This window comes from Arthrobacter sp. 4R501 (assembly GCF_002929755.1).
Lineage (GTDB): Bacteria > Actinomycetota > Actinomycetes > Actinomycetales > Micrococcaceae > Arthrobacter.
On the sequence record NZ_PJIW01000011.1, the window covers coordinates 95,357 to 99,800 of the forward strand.

Consider the following 4,444-nt stretch of genomic DNA (forward strand, 5'->3'; position numbering starts at 1 on the left):
GAGGGTTTGGAGATCAGGGTTCGGAGCGGACATGGATAATCCGGAGGACAGCAACCAAAAGACGTCGAAGACGTAGAAACAGGGCCATGGAGTGCCGGAGCCCTGCGAAGGCGCACCCTGGACCCAACAGCCGGCCGCGCCAACGGACGCCCGGACACCGGTTGAAGCGCAGCGGAACCCGGGGCTGACGGGTTGTGCCCACTGGCGGGCAGGTGGAGCCCTCCGCGCAGCTCAAAGCTGTCCCCCTTGGGTACAACCCGCCCCGTCCGAACAAACACCGACCCTCCCTGCGTCGGCTGCAGTCCGGTGGGGAATAGGAATGTCCGAGCCTGCGAGTACACTGAATGAATCGAACATATATTCGAATAAAGGTGTGTTGTGGGCGTTATTGTCGGTCCCCGCGTGATAGATGCGGGTACGTCTTTGCTGTCGGTCCTGATCTCCCCGATGCCGGTGGCGGCGGGGTTCCCGTCGCCGGCGCAGGACTATTTTGACGGCCGGATCGACCTGAACGAGCACCTGATCAAAGACATCACCAGCACCTACATCGTGCGCGTGTCCGGGGACTCCATGGAAGGCGCCGGCATCAGCGACGGCGACGAACTGATCGTCAACAGGGCCCTCGAGCCGCGGGACGGATGCGTCGTTGTCGCGGTCCTGGACGGCGAGCTCACGGTGAAGCGGCTGCGGATCACTCCTACCGGGGTCGTGCTGCAGGCCGAAAACCCGGCCTTTGCGGATATCCGGGTACCGGCCCTGTCTGACCTGGTCATCTGGGGAGTGGCCACCAGGTGCCTCCATCATGTCTAAGCCGGCTGTGATGCGACGGATGCCGCAGATCGCACACGTGGACGTGAACTGCTTCTACGCCTCCGCGGAGCGCGCGTTCGACCCGTCCCTGGAAGGCCGGCCGGTCATCGTGCTGTCCAACAACGATGGGTGCGCCGTCACCCGCTCCCCCGAGGCCAAAGCCCTGGGCATCCCCATGGGCGAGCCCTGGTTCAAACTCGCACCCCACGCCAAGGAATGGGGACTCGTCGCACTGTCCAGCAACTACGAACTCTACGGAGACATCAGCGCCCGAGTCATGGAACTGCTGGGACGCTACAGCGCCTGGCTCGAGGTCTACAGCATCGACGAGGCGTTCCTCGGCGTCAAAGGCACCCCGGACGAGCTCCTCACCCTGGGCCGGTCCATGAAGACCGCGGTCCGGAGGAACGTTGGCGTTCCGGTCTGCGTCGGGATCGCCGCCACCAAGACCCTGGCGAAACTGGCCAACAAATGGGCGAAAAACAACCCCGGCTTCGGCGGGGTCTGCCACTGGGACTCCATCCCCGCCCAGGAACGCGAAGGGCTCATGGGCCGGCTCTCGGTCATCGAGATCTGGGGCGTGGCCACCCGGCTGACCAAACGCCTGAACGTGATGGGCATTTTCTCGATCCTTGACCTGTCCCGGGCGGATCCTGTCATGATCCGGGACCGGTTCTCCGTGGTCATGATGCGCACCGTCCTGGAACTCCAGGGCACACCCTGCATCCCGATGGAAGAGGAACGGATCGGGCGGGACCAGCTGATCTTCTCCCGCTCCTTCGCCACCCCCATCACCACCGCCGCAGGGATCCGGCAGGTCATGAGTGTCTACGGGCAGCAGGCATCAGCCCGGCTGGCCAAACACGGGCTGCAGGCCAAGGTCTTCACCGCCTTCGCCGGCACCTCACACTTCAACGTGCGCGACACCTCCTACCCCTCCGTGTGCATCCCGCTGCCGGTGCCCACCGCGGACCCGGTCATCCTGACCAAGGCCTGCCACGCACTCCTGCCCCACATCAATGAGGGCGTGAGATACGCCCGGGCCGGAATCATGGTCACCGACCTGCGCCCCACCGGCAACCAGGCACCCCTGGCCCTGTTCGAGAACCCGCACGAGGAACGCCACGTCGGAACCCTCCTCGAAGACGTCACCCGCCGCTACGGCCGCGGCTCCATCGGCTTGGGCCATGCCGGCATCCGCGGCGGACCGGACTGGACCATGAAACGGGACATGCTCTCCCCCCGCTACACCACCCACTGGGACGAACTCCCCCTCGTCAAAGCAGCCTAAGACCCCAACCCGCACCACCGCACAGGCACGTCAGCATCACGAAAGAACGAACCTCATGACCATCACCCACGAAACCCCCACACAGAGCACCACCGTCCAGGTCCGGCTCGACCCTGCAGGTAACCCCTTAGCCATCCGTCACGATGGCCGCATCTGGCTGGTCGACCCCGCCACGGACTCCCAGCACTGGTACGGAAGGGACTCCTGGTGGGACACCCGCCGCACCGCAGCCAAAGGCATCGGCGACCTCGTGAGCGTCGAATACTGGCGCGTCCAGGCCCGGATCCCCGGCTCGGACTCCCCGCTGAGGACGTTCACGCTGCGCCGTCAGCCCCTCGCCACCCAGTGGCTGCTCGAGTCCATCGACGACGGCGCCTGATGCCCTCCCCCATCATCGGCAGACCCGTATCCGACCAGGTCTGGGAGTCCATCAGGGCCGAGTTCACCCTGCCCACTCTGGAGCAGGTCCGGCGCCGGCTCGCCGAACTCATGGAAGACCCCGACCCGGTCATGCACCAACTCATCCGGATCTTCATCCGTGAGGGCACGTACTGCCCCGGCTTCCAGTTCCTCCCCGACGGCCAGGTCCACCCCACCGTGGCGTCCCTGTTCCGGCACGCCCTGGAACTGAGGATCGCGCACAACTACTTCACCGCCTGGATGGTAACCCCCTCCCAGGACCTCGGCGGGGCACGGCCCGTGGACTCCCTTCCTCGCGCGGGCCAGCTGCACCGCGCCCTCGAAGACTTCGCCGCACCGCTGCCGCGAACCCGGAGAGCCAACTAGGCTGATCCAGTGGAAATCACCGGAACACTCCAGATGGCAGACGGCAGCACCGTTTACATCACGGCCCAGGGCGCTGACTACGACACCGCCAAAGCCGCACTTGAGGCCGCCATCCCCGAAGGCACCAAGCTGATCGCCATCCGCAAGGACAGCTGAGCCGCATGCCCGAACACAGGACAGCGCCGCACCCGGAGTGGGTCCAGATGTACCGACAAGGCCTCACCACCGCCAAGATCGCCGCTACAGCAGGTGTCGGCCAAAGCACCGTCCGCTACCACCTGGCTATCGCCGCGGTCGCGGAACCGTCCATCCGGGACGAGCACCGCAATGTAAGCCGCCCAGCCCCGGTCACCCGCATCACCGCGGATGGGCTGCAAAACCTCAACGACACGATCGCCTTGTACCGGGCCCAATACCGGCTTCCTTCAAGCAGTTCCCCCTCCGCCCGCGAGCGAGCCCTCGCCCAATGGCTGACCAGACGACGCCAGGACCACGACCACGGAACCATCTCCCCCACCTACAGCGACGCACTGCAGGAAATCCCTGGCTGGGAACAACGCACCCGCAAAGACAACGACGAAGCCCGCTGGCACCAACGCCTACAAGAGCTCACCGCATACATAGCCGCCGGAACCGACTGGCCACGCCACAAGCGAACAGACACCGAAGGAGAACGCCTGCTGGGTATGTGGCTGCACATCCAACGCATGAAATACCGCCGCAACGAACTGGACCAAGACAAGGAAACCCAGCTGAACACCCGCCTTCCCAACTGGCGGGACGGCAGGACCCGCGGCCGCCCACCCGGATCCCCCAACATCCGACGCGGCTGATCGACTGAAATTTTTCTAGCTGATCCACCTCGTTTCCACTGTGCAGGACGGGATCACTGACAACTGTGCCCGGCATGCGTAGCGTGGAGCTATGGGACTCATCTACGACGTTCCAACGCTGGCCGCGCTGACACTGACGCGTATTGCAGCCGAGGAGTCCGAAGGCCCCACAGAGCTGACAGGACGCATGCACTCAGTCCTGGACGACCTGGTCCAGCGCAACGGACCCGGGTACCTCGCCGAGCTGGTCATTGTCCTAGCCCGCGCCCGGTTCATCGCCCTCGATGACCTCGACGATGGCACCTAGGCCGCCGGTCGGGACCGGGCTGACGGCAGGGTTTGTACCGCCGTTGAAAATCGCGCTGGCCAGCGCCGGCGCTTTGCCGGCGACACTCCTCTTTGAGACCGACTACCAGACCCTGTCACTCCGGCACCCCCGAAGTGCCGAACTGCCGAACTGCCGAACTGCCGAACTGCCGATATACGTAAGTACCAGAGTCTGTCAGTACCGGAGTCAGTGAGCACCAGACTCCGGAAGTCCGTGCCCCAGCGAAATCGCCAGGGCCCGCAACCAGGACACCCTCCGCCACCGACCGACTACCAGACCCTGTCACTCCGGCACCCCCGAAGTGCCGAACTGCCGAACTGCCGAACTGCCGATATACGTAAGTACCAGAGTCTGTCAGTACCGGAGTCAGTGAGCACCAGACTCCGGAAGTCCGTG

The 4,444-nt window shown here is 64.9% G+C and carries 7 protein-coding genes; all 7 read left to right on the plus strand.

Going from position 1 to position 4,444, the window contains the following annotated elements:
• The first annotated feature begins 378 nt into the window (after window positions 1–378).
• The 7 genes from CXR02_RS12630 (at window position 379) to CXR02_RS12655 (ending at window position 4,027) form a co-directional block, all read left to right on the plus strand.
• Window positions 379–810 carry a LexA family transcriptional regulator gene (locus tag CXR02_RS12630; protein ID WP_104062317.1) on the plus strand — a complete coding sequence of 144 codons (432 nt, stop codon included), beginning with the start codon at window positions 379–381 and terminating at the stop codon, window positions 808–810.
• Window positions 803–2,101, plus strand: coding sequence for a Y-family DNA polymerase (locus tag CXR02_RS12635; protein ID WP_181037216.1), 1,299 nt, complete (start codon window positions 803–805; stop codon window positions 2,099–2,101). Before CXR02_RS12630 ends, CXR02_RS12635 begins: the two co-directional genes overlap by 8 nt.
• 55 nt (window positions 2,102–2,156) lie before the next feature.
• On the plus strand, window positions 2,157–2,480 hold the full coding sequence (locus tag CXR02_RS12640) for a hypothetical protein (RefSeq protein WP_104062319.1): 324 nt from the start codon (window positions 2,157–2,159) through the stop codon (window positions 2,478–2,480).
• Window positions 2,480–2,887 carry a hypothetical protein gene (locus tag CXR02_RS12645; protein WP_104062320.1) on the plus strand — a complete coding sequence of 136 codons (408 nt, stop codon included), beginning with the start codon at window positions 2,480–2,482 and terminating at the stop codon, window positions 2,885–2,887. The genes CXR02_RS12640 and CXR02_RS12645 overlap by 1 nt, the downstream gene beginning before the upstream one ends.
• A 9-nt stretch (window positions 2,888–2,896) precedes the next feature.
• A complete protein-coding gene (locus tag CXR02_RS22400) occupies window positions 2,897–3,043 on the plus strand; it encodes a hypothetical protein (RefSeq protein ID WP_181037217.1) in 147 nt (48 codons plus the stop codon).
• A 5-nt stretch (window positions 3,044–3,048) separates the two neighbouring features.
• Window positions 3,049–3,720 carry a helicase associated domain-containing protein gene (locus tag CXR02_RS12650; RefSeq protein ID WP_104062321.1) on the plus strand — a complete coding sequence of 224 codons (672 nt, stop codon included), beginning with the start codon at window positions 3,049–3,051 and terminating at the stop codon, window positions 3,718–3,720.
• A gap of 91 nt (window positions 3,721–3,811) precedes the next feature.
• On the plus strand, window positions 3,812–4,027 hold the full coding sequence (locus CXR02_RS12655; protein WP_104062322.1) for a hypothetical protein: 216 nt from the start codon (window positions 3,812–3,814) through the stop codon (window positions 4,025–4,027).
• The last annotated feature ends 417 nt before the right edge of the window (window positions 4,028–4,444 follow it).